Annotated in this window: 13 protein-coding genes and 1 pseudogene; 9 read left to right on the top strand and 5 right to left on the bottom strand. The window is 42.0% G+C overall.

What is annotated here, in order from left to right; translation table 11 throughout:
• Positions 1–3 precede the first annotated feature (3 nt).
• On the top strand, positions 4–2,607 hold the full coding sequence (locus ACQRBJ_RS02075) for a hypothetical protein (RefSeq protein WP_445302735.1): 2,604 nt from the start codon (positions 4–6) through the stop codon (positions 2,605–2,607).
• Positions 2,608–2,813: 206 nt separating this feature from the next.
• Here ACQRBJ_RS02075 and ACQRBJ_RS02080 read toward each other — a convergent pair whose 3' ends face one another.
• From ACQRBJ_RS02080 to ACQRBJ_RS02100, 5 genes are all read right to left on the bottom strand, one after another.
• Positions 2,814–5,165, bottom strand: a complete 2,352-nt coding sequence (locus ACQRBJ_RS02080) for a beta-glucosidase family protein (RefSeq protein ID WP_445302736.1) — start codon at positions 5,163–5,165, stop codon at positions 2,814–2,816.
• A gap of 230 nt (positions 5,166–5,395) precedes the next feature.
• The gene (locus tag ACQRBJ_RS02085; protein ID WP_441934309.1) at positions 5,396–6,289 is read right to left on the bottom strand and encodes a Fic family protein; all 894 of its coding nucleotides are present in this window, start codon (positions 6,287–6,289) and stop codon (positions 5,396–5,398) included.
• Positions 6,290–6,481: 192 nt separating this feature from the next.
• Entirely contained in the window at positions 6,482–7,252 is a 771-nt protein-coding gene (gene trmB / locus ACQRBJ_RS02090; RefSeq protein ID WP_022121261.1) for a tRNA (guanosine(46)-N7)-methyltransferase TrmB, read from the bottom strand.
• Positions 7,253–7,390: 138 nt separating this feature from the next.
• The gene (locus ACQRBJ_RS02095) at positions 7,391–8,599 is read right to left on the bottom strand and encodes a hypothetical protein (RefSeq protein ID WP_445302737.1); all 1,209 of its coding nucleotides are present in this window, start codon (positions 8,597–8,599) and stop codon (positions 7,391–7,393) included.
• Positions 8,600–9,149: 550 nt separating this feature from the next.
• Positions 9,150–10,289: an AAA family ATPase gene (locus ACQRBJ_RS02100; RefSeq protein ID WP_445302738.1), complete on the bottom strand. Its 1,140-nt coding sequence runs from the start codon at positions 10,287–10,289 to the stop codon at positions 9,150–9,152.
• 405 nt (positions 10,290–10,694) lie between these two features.
• Between ACQRBJ_RS02100 and ACQRBJ_RS02105 the strand changes: the two are divergent.
• From ACQRBJ_RS02105 to ACQRBJ_RS02140, 8 genes and pseudogenes are all read left to right on the top strand, one after another.
• Positions 10,695–11,783, top strand: a pseudogene (locus ACQRBJ_RS02105) (phage integrase SAM-like domain-containing protein); the annotation flags it as partial.
• A gap of 137 nt (positions 11,784–11,920) precedes the next feature.
• Positions 11,921–12,115 carry a hypothetical protein gene (locus ACQRBJ_RS02110; protein ID WP_445302739.1) on the top strand — a complete coding sequence of 65 codons (195 nt, stop codon included), beginning with the start codon at positions 11,921–11,923 and terminating at the stop codon, positions 12,113–12,115.
• 32 nt (positions 12,116–12,147) lie between these two features.
• Positions 12,148–12,903 carry a hypothetical protein gene (locus ACQRBJ_RS02115; RefSeq protein WP_445302740.1) on the top strand — a complete coding sequence of 252 codons (756 nt, stop codon included), beginning with the start codon at positions 12,148–12,150 and terminating at the stop codon, positions 12,901–12,903.
• Positions 12,904–13,089: 186 nt separating this feature from the next.
• Positions 13,090–13,257 (top strand): hypothetical protein, encoded by a 168-nt coding sequence (locus tag ACQRBJ_RS02120; protein WP_445302741.1) that lies wholly within the window; start codon positions 13,090–13,092, stop codon positions 13,255–13,257.
• Between the two features lie 81 nt (positions 13,258–13,338).
• Entirely contained in the window at positions 13,339–14,811 is a 1,473-nt protein-coding gene (locus tag ACQRBJ_RS02125; RefSeq protein WP_445302742.1) for an SPASM domain-containing protein, read from the top strand.
• Between the two features lie 20 nt (positions 14,812–14,831).
• Positions 14,832–16,931, top strand: coding sequence for a TonB-dependent receptor domain-containing protein (locus ACQRBJ_RS02130; protein WP_445302743.1), 2,100 nt, complete (start codon positions 14,832–14,834; stop codon positions 16,929–16,931).
• 26 nt (positions 16,932–16,957) lie between these two features.
• Positions 16,958–19,159 (top strand): peptidase domain-containing ABC transporter, encoded by a 2,202-nt coding sequence (locus ACQRBJ_RS02135; protein ID WP_445302744.1) that lies wholly within the window; start codon positions 16,958–16,960, stop codon positions 19,157–19,159.
• A gap of 12 nt (positions 19,160–19,171) precedes the next feature.
• Positions 19,172–19,648, top strand: coding sequence for a hypothetical protein (locus ACQRBJ_RS02140; RefSeq protein ID WP_294936018.1), 477 nt, complete (start codon positions 19,172–19,174; stop codon positions 19,646–19,648).
• The last annotated feature ends 420 nt before the right edge of the window (positions 19,649–20,068 follow it).

Consider the following 20,068-nt stretch of genomic DNA (forward strand, 5'->3'; position numbering starts at 1 on the left):
TAAATGAAGAGAATAATTATCAGTTTTATCGCTTTCTTTCTCTTGTTCTGCATCCCAATGGCGATGCAGAGCAAGAGAAACACTCCTATCTTACTCGATGACGACAACACTGCTACCGGGATTCATGGTTATGTAGAAGATTCATTGACCCATAACCGTCTAGCCAACGTCTCCATCACGCTGCTCCGCAATGGAAAGCCCTTGAAGTTTACACGCAGCAAGGAAGACGGAACCTTCGTGCTCCCTATCACCGAAAAGCAAGCCAACGACAAACTGCAGGCCACGTTTATGGGGTATAAAAAGACAAAAACATCGATTTCATCGGGAAAAGAAACCATTATCAGTATGGCTTCAACAGCTTTTGTCCTGAAGGAAGTACAGGTAAAAGGCTCTCGCATCACAGGGCGGGATACCATATCTTTCGACCTCACCCGCTTTGCCAACGAACGGGACAACAGTCTGAAGGATGTATTGAAAAAGCTGCCGGGCGTGGATATAGAGAAGAATGGTCGTATCAACTACAATGGTAAACCTATCAATAGATTCACCGTGGAAGGACTCGACCTGACCGGTGGCAAATATAACCAGCTGGAGGAAAACATCAAGGCGAAAGATGTGAAAAAGGCCGAAGTCATCGAGCATGACCAACCTATCAAGGCACTTCAGAACAAGACCTTTACGGATAATATCGCAATGAATATCGCTCTGAAGGATAGTGCCAGAGACAAACTGTTGCCTACCATCAAGCCCTATCTGCTGGTTGGGAGTCCTACCCACGTAGGCGGAAGCATCAATATCATGCAAATTGGCAAGAAGAAACAGATGATGTATGATGCAGAATACGACAGAACAGGCAAGAATCTCGGCTATGCACTTAACCAACTCGCATCTTACAGCAATCGTCTGGCTCCTGCCTCCCTTCCATCATGGCTATCAGTACCATCGCTTGACGCTCCTATCGACGAAGAACGCCTGCGCTTCAACACCTCGCAAAAATACTCCATCAACCATATCAAGAAGAACAAGGCCGATGCTGAGACTCGCATAGAAGCCAACTATCTTCGTACGGTAACCAGACAAGAACGAGAGAACATGAGTATCTATGACCTCGGCGGCGAAGCTCCCACAGTTACCACGGAGCACAACCACAAGACGATAATCAGCGATGCCTTCAATCTGCAATGGGAGAACAAGGTAAACAAGACTGAGCATTATGGCAACGAGAGCATCAGCCTCAGCACAGCACAAAGCGACGGTTTGTCAAACATCAACGACACGCTTACCCAACGTGTCCGCATCCCAAAGCTCGACCTCTCGGCAAGTATCTACCGCCTCTTCGTCTTCAAGAAAAGTCAACTCTCTTGGCGTAGCACTGCCGACTATCACCATGGTGTGGCGGACCTCTACGTTAACGACGAGCGCAATCGCATCCGCACCAACCTTTGGCATACTGCCCACGCCTTACAGTGGATGAAGAATCGCTTCCACTGGACACAGGAATATAGAATGAGTATCGACCTCAACAACATCTATGCGAAATATCAGGAAAGAAGCGATGAAATCGGCAAAAACAACGGATTCATCGAAAACAGTCACGATGAAATCGGTCAAAACAGTCTTAACATCACAGGGAAGTTCACCCCTTACTGGCAATACAAGACCGAGACGTTCCGTATGTCGTTCTCTCCCGATTTCATCTGGGAACGCTTCACCTATCCACAGAAAACTCTACTTACCATATCACCCTACCTTTACTTATATAAGAAATTGGATTTCCGTAGAGAGTTGACTATCTACACAGGATACAGTACCGGAACAGGCAATGCCACCAACTACGCCATGAAGCAATATCGCAAAAGTTATCGCTCTTGGTACACTTCGAGCGACATCATTCCGATAACTCGCTCTCTTTATGGGAAGTTGAGTTACGACTACAAGCGCCCTATCAAGGAAATCTTCTTCAGCGCATCGGTCAATGCCAGCAAAAACTGGATGAACACGGCATCCGACCTACGCATCGAGGATGGCAAATACTATACCTCTTTATATAAGCAGGACAGCAAGAGCAACAACATCGGAGGTTCGCTCTATATCTCCAAGGGTTTCTACAACCTTCATCTGAAGACCCGCCTGGAGGGCAGTTACAACTACAGCAAGGGTGAGCAATACAGCAGCGGCAAAGCCATCAGCTACACCGCGGACAACTATACTGTGAAGCCTAGCATCGACTTCTCGCCGTCCTGGTGTGCCTTTAGCTATGAGGGAGAATTCTCTTTTTACAACTCGAAACGTCAAAAAATGGCGAAGTCATCGTTATTTAATTGGCGTCTAAGCGTATCTGCCACCGCTACCATCAGCCATGTGGACCTCTCCTTCTCGCTCGTACATTATCGCAATGAACTGCAAGAGGGCAGCCACCTTAACACCCTCCTTGGCGATGCCTCGGCAGTATGGAGAATGAAAAAGCTCCGCCTTTCAGCAGAGCTTCGAAACCTTTTCAACAAGAAGAACTATATGGAAACCATCTATAGCGGCATCAGTACATTGACCGACAGCTATCATCTTCGCCCTCGCGAACTGATGATTTCCGCCCAGTATTCCCTTTAAACAAGAACTCCCATCTCAGAAAAGAGACGGGAGTTCTTTGCTTTTGAGGATAGGAAAATAGGTGCCGCGAAATTTATAAAGAAATAACTTTACAGACCAAATGAGGTGAAAAATCTTCCCTTAAGAGAAAATTTTCAATCTCTTCTTCCCCCATTTTCCGGGAGTTTTTTCTAGATTATCTCTTTCTAGAATATTATTTACATAGACTACTTCTGCTTCAGATAGTTCAACTGAACATTAGGAGCGCAAGCATTGCTTGTCTTCTCGGTATATTCTGCCACCTTCAATGTAGCAGTACCCTTAATGTTCTCCACATCGCTACCTACCTTGAAGAGATAGTTACCTGCATCTACCTTCCACTGGCTGTTGACCTCATCGAAGCTGGCAAGATCGCGCTTTTCGAGGGTCATCTTCAAAGTCTGGCTCTCACCTGGATTCAGCAACTTGGTCTTGCCGAAGGTCTTGAGTTCCTTGGCTGGCTTCTCATAAGCACCTTTAGGAGCGGTGACATAAACCTCAGCAACTTCCTTGCCGGCAACCTTACCGGTATTCTTGATAGTTACGCTAACCTCAATATTGTTGCCTTTAGCCTTGACTGATGGCTTGCCAAACTCGAAGGTAGTATAGCTCAAACCATAACCGAATGGATAAGCCACATTCTTCTTGAAGGTGTCGAAGTAGCGATAACCTACATAGATATCCTCCTCGTGGTTGCTATAGTCGTAACCCTTGATGTTGCCCTTGCTCCAATCCAGCAGATTCTTGTAGGTGTACATATCGTAATCCTTGGCAAAGTTGGCAGTAGATGGATGATCGGTAGCAGCGATAGGCCAGGTCATGGTCAACTTACCCGATGGATTCACCTTACCGGTCAGGATATCAGCTACAGAGTTACCGCCCTCGATACCTGGCTGCCAAGCTACGAGAATAGCATCCACACGGTCTCTCCAACTGGCTGTCTCCATCACAGAACCAGAGTTGATGATGACAATCACCTTCTTGCCCTTGGCATGGAAAGCATCAGATACACGGAAAATCATATCCTGCTCTATCTGACTGAGGTTGAACTCACCATTGATCTGGCGATCCATTCCCTCACCTGCCTGACGGCCGATGGTGATGATGGCAGCATCTGCCTTTGGCTCCTCGCCAGCTACACAGCGCTCAGTAATCTCGATTTCATCGAGCTTTGGCTGCCCCTGATCCAGGAACCACATCATCGGATTCTTGTCTGCCTTCAACTTAGCCTTGGCATACTTCACATAATTCTGATAGATTTCCGTAAGCTGAGGAGTAGTTGCCACGCCGATGTTCTTCAAACCGGTAACCATATCTACAGAATAGCCTACATTAACGGCTCCACTACCAAGACCACCCGACATGAAGTCGTAAGAGTTGACACCGAAGAGTGCCACGGTCTTCAAGCCCTGGATAGGAAGAGCTGCATCATTCTTCAGGAGCACCATACCCTCGGTAGAACTCTGACGGGTGATAGCTGCATGAGCCTTCAAGTCTGGCTCACCACTATATTTATATCCCTTGAATCGAGGAGTCTTCACGATATATTCGAGCATACGGCGAACATTGCGGTCTACATCCTTGATATCCAGCTTGCCATTCTTTACGGCATCAACAATATCCTGCACCTGTGCTGGATAACCTGGCATCATCAGGTCGTTGCCAGCCTCAACTTCCTGTTCCAGAGGAAGGTCGGCACGCTTACCTATCCAGTCGGTCTCCACGATTCCCTTATATCCCCAATCGTTGCGGAGAATATCAGTCAAGAGCCCCTTGTTGCCCTGGGCATAAACACCATTAATCTTATTATAGGCAGACATGATAGTCCAAGGATTGCTCTTGCGAACCATCATCTCGAAACCCTTCAGATACAACTCACGGAGAGCACGCTGGCTCAATCGCTCATCCACCTTGGTACGGTCAGTTTCCTGAGAGTTTACGGCAAAGTGCTTGGCACTCACGCCCACGCCCTGACTCTGCACACCCTGTACAAAGGCGGTTCCGATAAGACCTGTTACGATTGGGTCTTCTGAATAATACTCAAAGTTACGACCACAGAGCGGATTGCGATGCAGGTTCATACCCGGTCCGAGCACAACATCACAGCCATACTCCAGGGTTTCGTTACCGATAGCCTCACCCACCTTGCGTACCAAGTCAGTGTTCCAGGTAGAAGCCAGACAGGTTCCGATAGGAAAACCGGTGGCAAAGTAGCTACGGCTGTCACCTTTGCGATGAGCATCGATATGAACTCCGGCAGGACCATCACACTGAACAGTTGTAGGAATACCGAGACGAGGAATGGCTACTGTAGTACCCGCAGCACCCGGCACGAACTTCTTCTGGTGTCCGAGCATAGCGCCACTGCCCACGAATCCATCGTTACCACCACCCACTAAGATTTGGGCTTTCTCTTCCAAGGTCATCGCCTTGATTACTTCATCGATGTTGTTGGCATTCAACTGAGGTGCTGATTGCGCCATCATTGTTGTTGCCATCGCTCCAGCCGCAACGGTAAGAGCCAATTTCTTGTAGTTCATCATTTTGTCGTTTATTTAGTTAGTCATTACTATTCTGTTAGTTTTTTCTTCAGGTTCATGCAGTCATTTAGAATACTGCATTTCTTTAAAAACTTGCTGCAAATTTAATAAAATAAGGTGGAAACACCAAGCATTTCCACCTTTTTTTCTTGAATTCAACAAGATTATTCCCGGATTTAACAAAAGATATAGTAAGAGAATAACATACTATACATATCCCTAACCTAAGGCTAGTCCTGATATTTAATCTGGAAGTAATCAAGCAGACGCTTATAGAAGTCCTGTGCTGTAAGACAAGTATCCATCAGATAACCTTTAATATGATTCCATTCGTGCAATCCTCTATAATAAAACATTTTCAACTCATCTGTGATGATAAACGGAACGATACCATTGCTTAGGCACTCCTTGAACATAATCAGTCGCCCCACCCTTCCATTACCGTCTTGGAAAGGATGAATAGACTCAAAGCGCTGATGGAAATCGATAATATCTTCCAGCGTTATTTCTTTCTTGGCATTATACTCCTTCAGCAATCTTACCATCTCCTTGTGTACCATTTCCGGTTCACAAGTTTCTATTCCCCCCACTTCATTTGGAAAGCGTTTGTAATCTCCCACCATAAACCAATCTTTGGTGCTATCAGAAGTTCCTGACTTGAGAATAAGATGAAGTTTCTTGATGAAGTTTTCGGTCAACTTCTCATCAGCCTGCTCGATAATCAAATCGATACACCTGAAATGATTGGTTGTCTCAATGATATCATCCACCCTTACACTTTGGTCTGTAATACCTATCGTATTGGTTTCAAAAATAAAACGGGTCTGCTCATGCGACAACCTGCTTCCTTCTATATGATTGGAATTATAGGTTAAGTCTATTTGAGTACGATGATAAATGCCTCCTTTCAGCTTCATATTCTTCTGTTCCCGAAGGATAGAAAGAAGAGGAGAAACCTGTTGCTTCTTGGATTTACGCATAGGCAAGGTTGCATCGGCAGGAATATTCCATGTCTTTCCCACCAACACTACTCCCTCAATTTTCCCGGAAGCACAATAATTACGCGCAGTTCGTTCTGATACCCCATACTTCTGCGCAAACTCTTTCACTGATATATAATCCATATTTTATCGGCAAGTTTACGTTTGTATTTCGACTGCAAATATAACACTTTTTTTGCCGATAACGGCAAGAAAACAACGAAAAAAGCGATTATCCTCCCTCTTTTTTGCCGATAACGGCAAGAAAAGCGCCCAACTGCTGATGTGCGACCACATATCAGCAGTTGGGCGTTTTTAGATATATAATGCGATAACTTACTTCGCTGTATCCTTTGAGCTTCGCTTATCACGGCGATAACTGCGATAATCATCCAGCGGAATCTCAATATCAGGTTCCACCAGCTCGCCCTCACGTGGCAAGGCGAACTTCTGATACTTGATGTTCAAGCCACGCTCTATCCACATACTCTCATAATAGGTCTGAATAGAGAGAATCTTACGGGTTTCCTCATCGATACCCTCCTGATGATAGAGGTCCTCGGTACGGAAGAGCACAGGCAGATGGTTGCCATCCACCATATAAGTAGTATAGGTGAAGAGGAAGTTGGAGTCCGTCTTCAGATGGATGATGCCGCCATCCACGAGGAAGTGGCGATAACGGTTCATGAAGTATGTAGATGTAAGACGCTTGCGAGGATTCTTCATCTGAGGGTCAGAGAAGGTGAGCCAGATTTCCTGCACCTCATCCTCGGCAAAGAAGCGGTCGATAATCTCGATGTTGGTACGGAGGAAAGCCACGTTCTTCTGTCCTTCCTCTATCGCTTTCTTGGCACCGGTCCACATACGTGCACCCTTAATATCCACACCGATGAAGTTCATCTCAGGATAGAGCTTGGCAAGTTCCACGGTATATTCACCCTTGCCGCATCCCAACTCCAGCACGATAGGATTATCATTGTGGAAATACATCTCACGCCACTTGCCCTTCATATCGAAAGGCACGTCATCTACAACACTATATGGATACTGGAACACGTTCTCGAAACGCTCCATATCCGCAAACTTAGCTAATTTTCCTTTGCTCATTGATTCTTTTTTCTTCGTTTGGGTGCAAAGGTACAAAAATTATAAAAACTCTTATTACAATTACATTTATAATTTTTGATATTTAACCAAATCTACCGGAAATTCTTTTCAGAAACGGCAGAACTGTTGCCTCCATCATCAAAAATGAAAGAACATAGACATCAGTATTGTCCTACCTCGTAACTGATACTCCTTGCCCGTACGGGTCAACCCAGAATAAACAGTATAGCCGTAGGTGCGCTGATTGAAAAGATTAAGCGCAGTCAAACTCAACTCCATACCATTCCTGAAGCCATAACTGGTGGATGCATCGGCAAGAGTAAGATTCTTGTGCTGATGATCTGCTATCTGATTGCGATAATGCTCTCCATGCAACTTGATGAACCATGACTTCAATGGCTGGAAGTTGAAAGTGAGATTCTGGGCAAGATTGGTAGAGGAAGAATCAAAACCCAAATTCTTCAATACCATCTTATCCTTATCCCAGTTCAGCTCATAGGTGAAATTGAACCAATCCACAGGACGACCACTCCATTTTGCCGACAACATATAGTTATCAGATGAATAGGCTGAAGGAGAATCGTTCTGACGCAGGAAGCCATCAAACCTCAGATAATCAAAACCTACGCTAACGAGTCCATGCATGAATCCCAATCCCTTACTTACCTTTCCACCAGCCATCAGGTTTTCAGAACTGCTGCTGTTGGAGAAATAGGAGTTGATGATATAATCACCCACAAAATCACGAGCCACCGTAAGATGACTGTCGGACCAGCTCTTGCGGATGTAGGCATTGGCAAAGATGGTAGCAAGAGGACGCTTATAGTTGATGTTGAAGGAAACCTGCTTGCTCTTGTCGGCGGTATAATCCACAAAACCCGTATAAAGATTACGGTAATCACGCATCAGCAGACCCTGATAGAAATTCTGTTCATCCACTTCCCGCTGAGCGATTCCACCGGAAAGCGTAGCCTGCAAACGGGCTGTAAGGAAATAGCTCACGCTGAGTTGAGGAGCAACCTGTGTCTTGCTGGCATTCTCTTTCGCTCCCATCAACTTATCATTATAATAATAAGGTGTAAAGGTGATAGGCATCTGGAAACGGATATGCCAGCCACCCTGGTTATACTCTGCCTCCGGCGATGCATAGGCACGGAAGAAGGTCATGCCCAACTGATTGCGCATATTACCCAGGGAATCGGGTACTCCCTCCAGATGACTCTTCATCGTTCTGCTCAATACCTGCAAGCCTACCTTCATCATTACGGTAAAAGGCTTGAGGAAAAAGCCGAGCGAAGTATTGGTATGACTGAAGAATGCTGCCGAACGAACACTTTGATAAGCCATCCCATAGTTTATCGCCATTAGGAGAAGCCATCAGAGAATCACACTGATAAGTATAATAGCTATAGCATTTAGAACACTCCGCTCCGATTTGCAGATAGAGTAAATCTTCTCCTTTCTCATCATTCTTTATCGTATCTTTCGAATAACAATAATAATATGAGCACAAAAATTGCCCATGATCTATAACCTCATTCTTAGCTTGCAATAAAAGTGCATAAAAGAATAATACCGATATACTTATAAAAAATCTCTTAACAACCATATTAATATAACCTTTAAGTTTAAAGAGTCACCTTTGTCATTTACTGAGCCCACTTTAAAAAGTAAGGCTTGTTTAAAGAGGGCTCAGTAAATTAAAATGATCTCAGTGCAAAAATACCGAAAATTGCTCAAACCGCCAAACGTTTTACATCATTTCTCACATAATATTTGTTACCCAGTTTATTATATAAAAATGATGTAGGTTTCAAAAAGCCCCGACTACATCAAAGTAGCCGAGGCTTTCCTTCAAAATCTTCTATTTTTTATGTTTCTTCAATCTTCCAATCCCCTATCGTTCGCTTTTGGCTATCATAATTTCCATTCCTATGCGCACTTCCCTGTTAGGATAACCCAGCTGATAGCATTGCAACAGCGGATTATACTTCTTGATGGTAAGATAACCACTCTGGTAGAGCAAAGGAAGCGCTGAAGTCATCTGCTCTGGCGAAACATCAAAGTCATCAACCCCTACACTTTTCTGCTCAATATCCATCACTCCCACATGATACTTCTGCAAAGTCTTGATGAGATAACTTGGCGTACCGGAACTGAACCAATAAGCCGAAACCTTTTTGTTCTTCAAGGCCTGCACAAGACTGAAAGGATTGAATATATCTTCTGAATGATCACTGAAATGATAGCCATCATAATATGACGTAAGTTCACCTATTGTTTCTTCCAAGGTTCTGCCTAAATGCTTTGCCAACAACTCCACATCTGGCTTCATATCATTCAGAAGTTCCGTCTTACTAATACCGCAGATAGCAGAATACTGGTCGAACATGCTGATATTATCCAGGTTGTTGATTTCACTAAAGATACTTAATTGAGAGAACTTGGTAATACCAGTAATAAAGACGAATCGCAACCAAGGGTCCAAGTATTTAATAGGACTATAGAAGTTCTTCATGATCAAACGGAGTTCTACCAGATTTTCCTTCTCATGCACGACATCCAGCAATGGAGCATCATACTCATCAATGAGAATGATTACCTTCTGCCCCGTCTGCTTATAAGCACGTTTTACCAGACATTCCAAACGCTGATTAGCCTTAATAGCCCAATCTTCCGTACCATAGATTTGTTCCAACTGGCTTAGCTTACCTTCCAATTCATTGATTAAGTCAGCAGGATTCATGTGCTTTGCCGTACTCATATCAAAATGAAAAACCGGATACTTTACCCATTCCTTCTCATAATCCCCAAGGGCAAGCCCATCAAACAGATTCTTTCTTCCTTCAAAATAAGCCTGAAGCGTAGAGACAAAAAGAGACTTTCCGAATCGTCTTGGGCGACTCAGAAACAGATATTTGGATCCATTTCTTATGAAATCCACAATATACTTAGTTTTATCCACATACACATAGTTTTCTTCTCGTATCTCAGAGAAGGTTTGTATGCCCACCGGATATTTTCTAATCTCTTCCATAGCTTTTCTTTTTTTATATTCCGCTGCGAAGTTACGAAGAAAAATGCATATATGCAAAGGTTTTCATCGAAAAATTTCAATGTTAACAAAAACAAGTCATAGTTTTATAACTCCCAACATAAAGCTCTAAAGCAGCCAAAGGAGAATAAGAGAGGTTGGAACGTAAACAGTTGGGAATGTGTAGATTTGCACAAAGTTGCCAAATCGGCATAAAGCAAGCGAGTGAGGAATATTGAAGTAGTTCAGTTACTAAATCGTGAGCCACAGTTACCTATGCAAAGCAGGTAACAATGCGGAAAGGCAACTTTGTGCATCAACGGATTTTATTGCGCTGATTCTCAATGTTTTGCGTATCAAGGAACGCTTACAAAATGATTATATTTGCACACTCAAAATGTAAGCGTTATGAAAATCGAAAAATCCAAGGTGTTGCTCTACCTAAAAAAGAGCGGAATGGACAAGAATGGAAAGGCTCCCATCATGGGACGCATCACGGTGAACAGGACTATGGCGCAGTTCTCCTGCAAGTTGTCTTGCACTCCATCGCTTTGGAATCCTCGTGCCAGCCGATTGGAGGGCAAGAGCAAGGAAGCCGTGGAGACCAACAAGGACATCGAGCAGTAGTTGCTTTCCATCCAAAAGGCTTTCGATGTGCTTGTGGAAAAGAGAACGGACTTCGAGGCTAAGGATGTCAAGGAGGCCTTGCAGGGCTGCGTCAAGACACAGACCACCCTTCTCTCCTTCGTGGACGAGCATATCAGTGAACTCAGCACCCATGAGGGCATCGATATGTCGAAGAGCAGTGTCTGGACTTACAGAAAGATTCGCAAGAATCTCGCTGAGTTCATCGGGGAGAAGTATAGGTTGACTGATTTGGCTTTCGGACAGCTGACCGAGCCTTTCATCAGTGACTTTCACCATTACTTGCTTGACGAGAAAGGCTTTTCATCAGGAACCATCACCATCTATGTGTCGCTCTTCCAGAAGATGTTCCGCATCGCCTTTGAGGACATAGACGAGAATTTCGGGGAGGAATACAAGCTATTCCTGAAACGAGACCAGGGACGTATCGACAGCTACGTGAACCATTGCCTTCTCTGGTTGAACATGTTGATGTACAAGGCAGTGGACAGGAGCATTATCCGCTTCAATCCCATAGCCAAGATAGGGTATGAGAAGAAGGCAGCCCCGAAGATGACCCATATCAGCAAGGCAGACTTCATCAAGATGCTCTCTACCCCGATGGCTGACGAGCGAACGGAGCTTGCACGCAGATGTTTCTTTTTTGCCTCGCTCACCTCCTTATCCTATATAGATGTAAAGAAACTGTACCCTCACCATATCAGTGAGAACTCCGAGGGTAGGAAGTTCATCCGCAAGGAAAGAGAGAAAACAGGCGTGGAGTTCTTCGTGCCACTCCATCCGATAGCCGAGAAGATTCTTCCGCTCTACAATGCCACGGACGACAGCAAGCTATACAGACCATACAGAGAACACTCGGCAAACACGACCAACTCGGTATAGCCAATAAAACGAGGCGACAACCTATAACAGCCATACTCGGTAAGTTATACAAGTTGGATGTAAGACTTGGCACTGAGTATAATCGTGTATCGCCAAGATCCGAATCTATGCAGGGAGGACAACCAAGTTGTCACCAAGTAGAACTGACTCAACCAACGGCAGAACATACCCAAGACCCTTGGAGTGGTATTTCTTCCATCGGCTTGTTCGCTCCGTCTAATGCCCAAACTTATGAGCCATTCCCAGAGGATGAATCCGCCAAGAAGAAAAAGAGAAAACGCAGAAAGGGCTTCAGCCTTTGATGCAAGTTACAGACTTAAAAATAGAATCGAACATGAAAGAAGAACTATTAGAAGCCATCTACGGCACAGTTGAGAGATTGGAGCAGAAAGTTGATGAACTTTCTGTCTCCACAAAGAACGCAGGAGCGGAAACCGTTCCTGCAAGTAATGACATAACCAAGTTGGATAAGTCAATCAATGCGATGTTTATCAAAGAAGAGGAAGTCAGAGGTAAAATTTCCAAATTAAGAGATGCCATTGTCGTTTTTGCTGACCTTATTAAGGTTGAACTTGGCAAAAATGAGCAGCGAAGCAAGCTCTTGGTTGACGCTGTCAAGCAGATGAGACAAGAGAATGATGTTTCCTCGAAGGCATTGCAAGATAAACTTGAAGTGATGAACAAATCACCTCAAAAGAAGGTTGTAACCCATCGCTTCGAGCCAACCTCAAAGAATGTTCTTCTTTTCACAGGTGGCTTGGCTCTATCTCTTGTCCTCTCCATTTGGGGCAATCTCACCCAATGGCGAGAGCATCAAGATTGGGAGGAGGCAGACTTGAAATATAGGGCATTGAAAATGGTTCTTCCATCTGACGACCCGAACATTCGCTACATCGAAAAACATTTCAATGTCCAACGAGACGAAGACATAATTGATAAATTAAGAACTCAAGTTGATGTGTATGAAGATTCCGTCTATCACTACCACAAAATGATTGAGATTGCATTCTATAAAGATAGTGTAGCAAGACAACTTATTAATGATTCAAATAGAATAAAGATGCAGGTAAACCGTAAAAAAAGTAAGTGAAAATGTTGTTTTAGCGTTATTATGCAAAGTATAATCACGTACAACATAGTTTTTAGTATAATTCATGTTAATTTTGATGTTAACATCCATAAAAAGTTTTTTTAGTTCAATAAATAAAACTACTTTTGCAGGTAATTATAGTGAAACTGACCTACTTAATGTCGCATAATAAAAGAAGAATGTCATATGGAAAAGTATTCTTTAGAAGCAAAAGAGTTGTTGTCTGAATCTCAAATGTTTGAGGTAAAGGCGGGAGCTGTTGAAAATGATCATTTTCAACAAACATGTACTTTTTGCGATTCTTGTGTTGGTTGTACCAGCGCATGTGCAGTTTGCGTAAGTGATGTTGCGTAAATAATGTGAATTGGTTTTGTCAAGATGGCAGCTTAATTGCCATCTTGACTTATTTTTATTTTTATGTGCTAATTAGAAAAAATGAGATATATTACATTTAATCAAAATTATGTATTGAAACCAGATGAGGGGAGAACTCTCATTTTAGCCTCGCTAGTTGGACGAAATTTATTTGCAGAACAAGGCGATTCTTTTACAAATATTATTCATCCAATTTATGCTATGATATTATGTTTTATAGATGGAAAGGCTATGGATGATTGCGTAAATGCTGCGGCATCATACTTATCTGTCCCAAAAGAATTAGTTTCTAAATTCATTGAAACCTTGGTTGATAATCCTAACCAAGTGGTATTAAAAGGAAAGGATGGAATTTCAGTTTTTCCTCCATATACGATAGTCTCTGTCTCAAAATTACAAGTCATTAAACGATATTCTCCAGATTCTTTCAAATATGAGCATATCGATTTGGTAATGAAAAGGCATTTGACTCCTTCTACAATAACATTAATGGTCAATAATGTATGTGTAACAAATTGTATATACTGTTACCAGGATAAGTCCCACATTGCTAATTGCACAATATCACTTGACCGAATTAAAAAACTTATCCATGAGGCATACAAGTTAAATGTAAACACCTTTGATGTCATTGGTGGTGAATTTTTCTTGTATAAATATTGGAGAGAGGTACTGGCGGAATTACGAAAATATGGTTATAATCCATACCTTTCCACAAAAATGCCATTAAAAGAAGTGGATATTCAATATTTAGCAGAGTTAAAAGTTCGTGACATTCAAATCTCTTTAGACTCTTGCATTGAAGAACATTTGATAGAATCCATCAATGTAAGAAAAGGATATGTTCAAGAAATGCAGGAATGTTTGAAGTTATTAGACAAATATGGGATTCTCATAAAAGTACATTCCGTTTTGACTAGATATACAAAAGAGATTGATGATATGCGTTCTCTATATAATTTTCTTAAAGAACTAAATCATCTGGAGGATTGGCATGTCGTAAAAGGAGAGGAAACTTTATATCCTAGGACAGAGTATAGCCAGATAGAGATTGACACACTTTCTTTTAACAATATTGTCAACTATTTAGAAGAACTTTCAAAAACAACAAATATATCTATTCATTTTCCACAAAGAGAGCAAAAAAAGCCTAGCATGGATTCGAAAGATAAATTGAAAAAAGCGGAGAAGAAGTTCTTCAATAGAGCATTTTGTAGCGGTTTATTCTCTTCATTGTACATCTTACCAGATGGACAAGTTACTATATGTGAACAGCTATATTGGAATAAACGATTTATTATTGGAAATGTTAAATCCAATAGCATCTTGGAAATTTGGAATTCAAAAGAAGCTAAGTCTCTTTATGAGATTAAGCAAGAGGATTTCCCTGAAGATTCTTTGTGTCACAGCTGTGGTAAGTTCAAAGAGTGTAGAACATTTAGACAAGTATGCTATAGAGATATAATACGAAAATATGGCTCACAAAAATGGTATTACCCAGATGTAAAATGTCCTTATAATAACCAAAAGTAAGGACGAAATGATTTATTTAGATGAGAAGACTTTTAATTTTTTTATTTCATTTGGCTTGGGCACAAATCGTTCTAGCTCAGACTGGTATCGCTGACCAAAATTTCGGAAAGGATACTTTGCAATTAAGGGAGGTTGTTGTTAGAGCAACCCGCCCTTTGGCAAAGTTGAACAGCGAAGGCTTTGTGACAGAAGTCAAAGGTACCGTTTTGGAAAAACTTGGTTTTGCAAAAGACGTTATGGGTATGTTGCCTGGTGTACTGAATAATAATGGTTCCATTGAAGTTTTTGGCAAGGGAAAACCAGTCTTCTATATTAATGGACATATTGTCCGCAATAATATAGAAGTTGAGCAATTGAAGGCTAACCAAATAGATAAGATAACAGTTATAACGAATCCAAGTTCACGTTATGCATCAACCGTAGGTTCCATCATAAAGATAACAACCATTAAAAAGGTTGGGGATGGTTTCTCCTTTGATAACATCGCTACTATTGGTTATCGTAATTATCTGTATGGCAAAGACAATTTGGACTTGAACTATAGAATTGACAATTTGGATGTTTTTGGAATGTTGGGATTTGAGAAAGGCAAGAATACGAACTCTAGTAAAAATGTTCAGAATTCATGGCTCTCGTCACATCATCAGCAGAATACGACTATGAAATCGACACAGCACTCAAAGTTGATTGATGGTAAATGGGGATTTGATTTTTCCTCGTCTCCAAAACTCTCATTTGGCGCATTTTACCAAGTGTCTTATGCTCCAACAAAGACCAATTCGAGCATTATGTCATCATTATATTCTGATGATGTAATTGAAAGTGAGACTTCTGCATACAAGGATATCAAATTAAGAGATTTGGAACATTTGTTAGATGGATATTGCCATGGGGTTTGGGGAAAATGGAATTTGGAAATGACTTTTGATTTAATGTGGAAAAAAACACGTGAAAATCAAAATGTTATAGAGCAGACTGGCATCAATCAGGATTTCGGAATAAAAGATGTTGGGCATGCTAGGTTAATGGCAACGGAATTATATGCGTCACACCCATTTCTTAAAGGAAATTTTAGCTTTGGAGTAGATTTCACCAATAGTAGCCGTGAGGAAAATTCAGAAAGTGAAAATAGCATTATGGCAGGCGAGAACAATAAAATACAGGAGCTGAATATGGCATATTACGTTGAAACTATGCAGCATCTAGGCAATGTAACATTCCGTATCGGTGGCAGGTATGAGCATGTGAACAGTGAATATTTTATAGGTGGCAGAAAAAATCACGAACAGTCACATGTTTATGATAAGTTTTTCCCGACTGCTTCATTGTCTCTGCCCATTGGAAAAACTATGGTGCAGCTGAGCTATTCTAAGCAATGCTATCGTCCATTGTACTCTCAGTTGAGCAACACGGTTCACTATGTTAACAAATATCTCTATCAAAGTGGAAATCCGTATTTGCAACCATCCTATAGCGACAACATCTCTTTGAATTTGAGGTATCGCTGGCTGGCATTAACTGCTAATTATAAAAAGGTGCAAAAACAAATAATAACATCATATACATACTATGATGATGCGAAGACTATAGCTTTGCTCAAAAAGGAAAATTCTAGAAACAGTCTGTCTAACTTACAGATAATGGCTTCTTTTATGCCAGGATTCCTTTGGAAATGCTATTATCCCGTATTGGCATGTGGTGTTGTCTCGCAATTTTACAAGATTGATTACAGAGGGAATATAAAGCACGTGGACGATCCTTTGGTTGTAGTTAAGTTCAATAATATTTTCAAATTCCATAACAACTATATGGCGACTGTAAATTACAGTTGGCGTAGTGAGGGAAATAGTGAGAATATTAAGATGGGGAGTATTGGACAGATAAACCTTTCTTTGGCTAAGGACTTATCTAAAAAATGGAATGTCAAGTTGTCTGCAAATGACATCTTTAATACTGCCCGCAAAAATACTTTTACCATTTTCAGCGGAATGAATGATGTCTATATTGAAAAGGCTGCGTCTGTAAGGGCAGTGGAATGTATCGTAAGATATAAGTTTAATACAGTTAAAACAAAATATAAAGGTAAAGGGGCAGGGAAAAAGGAAATGGATAGATTGTAACTGTTTAAAAGTAAGTCATACGAAGAATGGAACGTTTTCCTATAATTTACCAGCATGATTCTATGCAATGCGGAATAGCCTGCTTGCAAATGGTATGCAAATATTTCGGCAGAGAATACTCTTTGGATTCTCTGTCGAAACTTTGTTTTGCTACTACGGAAGGAGTCTCTCTGTTAGGTATCAATGAGGCAGCAAACACACTTGGCTTGCGTACTACATGCGCTAGAGCTACAACTATGGTGCTAGGTGAAGTCCCTTTGCCTTGTATCCTTCATTGGAACCAAAATCACTTTGTTGTCTTGTATAAAGTCAAGAAAGAAAAGAACTTCTATGTAGCAGACCCAGGGAAGGGATTGATTGTTTATACGTTAGAGGAGTTCAAGCAACATTGGATAAGCACGAACTTCAATGGTGAAGACAAGGGCATTGCTATGTTCTTGGAAACCACTCCTGTTTTCTTTACTTATAAAATGCAAGGTGAAGAGAACATCAAAGAGAAGCGGTCTTTCCGCTTTCTCTTTGGATATGTGAAGAAATACCGCAAGTATTTCGGACAAATCATCTTGGGCTTGTTAGTTGGAAGTCTCTTGCAACTAGTTCTGCCATTACTTACCCAATCAATCGTGGATGTCGGCATCAAGAACCAAGACATCGGCTTTGTCTGGCTTATATTGTTGGGACAGTTGATGCTTACAATCAGCAGAACGGCAATCGACTTTATCCGCAGATGGCTTTTGCTTCACATTTCTCTGCGTATTAACATTTCATTGGTTAGTGACTTCTTTATCAAGCTCTTGAAGCTACCGATGTCTTTCTTTGACACGAAGCTCATGGGCGACTTGATGCAGAGGATGAACGATCATAGCCGTGTGAACAATTTTCTTACGCAACAGACGCTCAACATCACCTTTGCCATGCTTACTTTCGTGGTGTTCTCGGTGGTGCTATTCTTCTATAACAAGTTGGTGTTTGCCATCTTTTTGTTGGGAAGCATCCTCTATGGCGCATGGATGACCTTGTTCTTGAAACGGAGAAAGGTGCTCGACTATGAATTGTTTGAGCAGCAAGCCATCAACAATAACAAAACTTATGAGTTTATCACCTCCATGCAGGAAATCAAGTTGCAGGATTGTGAGCAACGTAGAAGATGGGAATGGGAGGACACACAAGCAGACCTTTTCGGTGTACAGATGAAATCACTCAAACTCCAACAGACGCAGGAGGCAGGAAGTATCTTCATCAACGAGGTGAAGAACATCATCATCACGGTAGTGGCAGCAACCGCCGTGATTCATGGGCAAATGACACTTGGTATGATGCTTGCCGTACAATATATCATCGGACAACTCAACTCACCAGTGGAGCAACTGATGAACTTTTTCTATTCCCTGCAAGATGTGAAGATTAGCTTGGAGCGTATCAACGAGATTCACCAGGTGGATGATGAGAACGGAAAGGAAGGCTTGCAGACTTCTATTGAGGACAAGAGTGAGGGTATTGACATTAAGAACATCATGTTCAAGTACGACCCACATGCCTTGCGCAAGACCATAGACGATGTGAACATTCACATTCCGCAAGGCAAGGTAACAGCTATCGTTGGTGCATCTGGCAGTGGAAAGACCACCCTCATTCGTTTAATACTTGGTTACTATCCTGTTTTGGAAGGACAAATCAACATTGGTAACATCGACATCAACAAGCTCAACAAGAAATGGTGGCGCAGACAATGTGGCGTTGTCATGCAAGACGGTGTCATCTTCTCGGAGAGTATCGCACGAAACATTGCTGTTGACGATGGCGACATAGACAAGGAACGGTTGTTGAAAGCTGCCGAGATAGCTTGTATCAAGGACTATGTGATGGCCTTGCCTCTGAAGTTCAACACCAAGATTGGACGAGATGGCGTGGGACTGAGCCAAGGACAGAAACAGCGTATCTTGATAGCAAGGGCGGTTTACAAGAATCCCGACTATATCTTCCTTGACGAGGCAACCAACTCGCTCGATGCCAACAACGAGAGAAGCATCGTTGAGAACTTGGATAAGTTCTATAAGGGCAAGACTGTTGTGATTGTGGCTCATCGCCTAAACACGGTGAAGAATGCCGACCAAATCGTGGTCATCGATCATGGAAAAGTGGTTGAGGTAGGCAATCATGAGTCTTTGACCGCCAAGCGAGGGGCATACTATAACCTTGTGAAGAATCAGTTGGAATTGGGAAACTAAAATGTTTTTGACATGGAACAGAAAGAAAAAGAATCAGATAATATCGAGTTGAGAAGCGAGAAGGTGAGGAACGTAATAGGCAAGGTTCCTCCTCGCCTCGTCAGCTTGGGGACTATAATCATTACCATCATAGTCCTCGCCCTCGCAGTCGCTTTCTATAAGATACCTTATCCTATATCCATAGAGGCTAATGGTGAGGTCATCAATCAAGGAACAGTGCAAGTATTTGTGCCATACAAGTATTTGTATCTTTTCGATGAGCCAAGGACGGCTCATGTTTCTTTCGAGGGCAACAACAATGCATCTTATAACTGCAACATCATAAGCCATAATGCCAAGCTCATACATAGGGAAGATGGCAACTATTTTATGGCTACAGCCTCTGTGAGCACACAGGGACAAAATACCCCAATATTGCAACAGTACATGAAAGCCGATGTCAGAATCATCGTCAGCAATAAAACGTTATGGCAACAGGTATTCGGATAAACTATATCCGAATACCTGCTGTTTGTTTTTGGATGCATATTGTGTTGCTAAGCATCAGATTTTACGCAAAAGTTCTAAATTCCATAAATTTCTCCTAGCGAGTTATGGGATATTTAGAAATTTATCGTATCTTTGTCCCCGAATTGAGGCGTTCTTTGCATATTGCAAAATACAGAAACGAGCAGAAGGTCGCTCGTTTCCATATTGTTACCTATATAATATAGGCAAACGCCCAACTTCTTGATTTTCAATCAAAGTCAAATTTAGAGCGAGTTATAATTATTAAGTCTATGAGTTCCGAAGTGGAAAACAGAGAGTTAAAAGGCAAAGAAAATAACACGGACAAATTGAATTTGTCCGGACAAACTGCCCGACAGCCCATAAGTCACGATTTTTTAACCATTTACAAACACCCGGACA

The organism is Prevotella sp. SGI.167 (assembly GCF_050313615.1).
In the GTDB taxonomy this organism is placed as follows: domain Bacteria; phylum Bacteroidota; class Bacteroidia; order Bacteroidales; family Bacteroidaceae; genus Prevotella.

Bases quoted from the DNA above. Each gene is read 5' to 3' on its own strand.
- ACQRBJ_RS02125 (WP_445302742.1), top strand. From the start codon at position 13,339: ATGAGATATATTACATTTAATCAAAATTATGTATTGAAACCAGATGAG.
- trmB (WP_022121261.1), bottom strand. From the start codon at position 7,252: ATGAGCAAAGGAAAATTAGCTAAGTTTGCGGATATGGAGCGTTTCGAG.
- ACQRBJ_RS02135 (WP_445302744.1), top strand. From the start codon at position 16,958: ATGGAACGTTTTCCTATAATTTACCAGCATGATTCTATGCAATGCGGA.
- ACQRBJ_RS02130 (WP_445302743.1), top strand. From the start codon at position 14,832: ATGAGAAGACTTTTAATTTTTTTATTTCATTTGGCTTGGGCACAAATC.
- ACQRBJ_RS02115 (WP_445302740.1), top strand. From the start codon at position 12,148: ATGAAAGAAGAACTATTAGAAGCCATCTACGGCACAGTTGAGAGATTG.
- ACQRBJ_RS02100 (WP_445302738.1), bottom strand. From the start codon at position 10,289: ATGGAAGAGATTAGAAAATATCCGGTGGGCATACAAACCTTCTCTGAG.
- ACQRBJ_RS02140 (WP_294936018.1), top strand. From the start codon at position 19,172: ATGGAACAGAAAGAAAAAGAATCAGATAATATCGAGTTGAGAAGCGAG.
- ACQRBJ_RS02075 (WP_445302735.1), top strand. From the start codon at position 4: ATGAAGAGAATAATTATCAGTTTTATCGCTTTCTTTCTCTTGTTCTGC.
- ACQRBJ_RS02080 (WP_445302736.1), bottom strand. From the start codon at position 5,165: ATGAACTACAAGAAATTGGCTCTTACCGTTGCGGCTGGAGCGATGGCA.
- ACQRBJ_RS02120 (WP_445302741.1), top strand. From the start codon at position 13,090: ATGGAAAAGTATTCTTTAGAAGCAAAAGAGTTGTTGTCTGAATCTCAA.
- ACQRBJ_RS02085 (WP_441934309.1), bottom strand. From the start codon at position 6,289: ATGGATTATATATCAGTGAAAGAGTTTGCGCAGAAGTATGGGGTATCA.
- ACQRBJ_RS02095 (WP_445302737.1), bottom strand. From the start codon at position 8,599: ATGGCTTATCAAAGTGTTCGTTCGGCAGCATTCTTCAGTCATACCAAT.
- ACQRBJ_RS02110 (WP_445302739.1), top strand. From the start codon at position 11,921: ATGCAGGGAGGACAACCAAGTTGTCACCAAGTAGAACTGACTCAACCA.